Below are 1,428 nucleotides of genomic sequence, written 5' to 3' on the forward strand. Positions count from 1 at the left end.
ACATGTGCCAGCAAATTCGTTTCGTTTACGACCCCTGATTGAAAGAGATTCAGCGTGGTCGAGGCCAGAATCTGACCGTCTATCGGGGTGCTGTACCATTTGGCGTCGGCGGTTACCTGGTCGACAACCCGCTGGCAGATCGCCCGATCTTTAGGTCTAAGGAACTGACTTTTCGGTGCTCGTAGCATCTCGACGCCTTGAAACGGGGAGTCACTGTCTCCCGCGCGATACCCATGCGTGGTCTCCGAGCATGGACCCTAAACGCATTCAGACGGAAAATTGCCATTCGTTTGAGTGGTACCGATGTCGCGTGGATAAGTGGCGGTCCGCGAGCTAATCCACCATGTCGCGCAGCGGCTTCTTGCGCTTTGGCGTCCTGTACTTCTCGACCAGCCTGACCTTGTCGATGTCGATCGTCACCAGTGGTCCCAGATCGACGGTCACCCTGCCGCCTTCCTCGTCTACGCGCGTGATCTCTCCGGTAAGCTCGATCTGCTGCCCCTTCTTCACCTTGGTATGATCGATGATCGAATGCGGAAAGCTATAGCTCGGAATCGAGACGTTTACGCAGTGCTGAATGACCCGTTTGCGAAGGCGGCCGGGATCGCCACCTCGTCACGAATGGAAATTCCGCGCGCCGTTCCATGAGTCTGGTGCGCTCGGTGCCTTACTCAAGATATTGCTAATTATGGATGAGCCTGCTTCCTCCAATCGATGGATGAAGCCGATCGTGGGCCGGTGCTATTTTGATGCATCGCGCGACTTACCCGACAAGAGCTGGCTCCAGGGGCAAAATATGAGCAAGACGACTCTCATTGCTATCGCAATCCTCGCGATCAGTGTCGGCTGTGCCGAAGCCAAGGACCGTAAGGTCGAAACCGCGACGCTCGGCACGTACGCCAATTCGAAGAACCTGCCGGTTTGTACCGCGTCAAGCTCACCCTTCGAAGTCCTCGGTGATGAATGTTTTCTCGTCACAGGTTCGATGATCTATGGCGACATCGCCGAACTCTCCCGGACAATCACTTTGAGTTGGTAGCCGAGGCAACAACCTCGCAGCGCATTCTCCGGTATGAAGCTGCGTCGCAGGGGCTGCCTTCGCCCAGATATCGACCCAGTCTTCGCGCGTCGCCAATACCGGCGCAATCCCCAGTCACCACGGGCCTCTCCAAAATTCTTATGCCGTCCGCACCTGCGGTCGAGCGTGTCGCGCCAACACAGCAGCGCCTCTGCATCGTTTGGGCAACCCAACGCATAGCTTCCGGTCCGGAAACTCGCTTACGCGTCTCATCGTCCATTCGGCAGCGGAAAATTAGGCCGATTTGGCAGTGCTCAGAATCGCGTAGCTGTCCTGCGATCCGCTCGGAGAGGATGGCGAGTGGTTGCGGCAACTGCGCCTCAAGCTGGCTGGCGACCGCCGTCTGCAGC

At 57.4% G+C, this 1,428-nt stretch carries 3 protein-coding genes; 1 reads left to right on the forward strand and 2 read right to left on the reverse strand.

Annotated elements, in window-relative coordinates:
• A partial coding sequence (locus tag NKH41_RS33985; RefSeq protein WP_352493112.1) for a hypothetical protein occupies positions 1-188 on the reverse strand: 188 nt, incomplete at its 3' end.
• Between the two features lie 145 nt (positions 189-333).
• The gene (locus NKH41_RS33990; protein ID WP_023680685.1) at positions 334-510 is read right to left on the reverse strand and encodes a hypothetical protein; all 177 of its coding nucleotides are present in this window, start codon (positions 508-510) and stop codon (positions 334-336) included.
• A 67-nt stretch (positions 511-577) separates the two neighbouring features.
• On the opposite strand from NKH41_RS33990, the gene NKH41_RS33995 reads away from it, so the two are divergent.
• Complete coding sequence (locus NKH41_RS33995; protein ID WP_352469333.1) at positions 578-1,039, forward strand: hypothetical protein; 462 nt, start codon at positions 578-580, stop codon at positions 1,037-1,039.
• Positions 1,040-1,428 lie beyond the last annotated feature (389 nt).

Source organism: Mesorhizobium sp. M1169, assembly GCF_040318345.1.
Classification (GTDB): Bacteria; Pseudomonadota; Alphaproteobacteria; order Rhizobiales; family Rhizobiaceae; genus Mesorhizobium.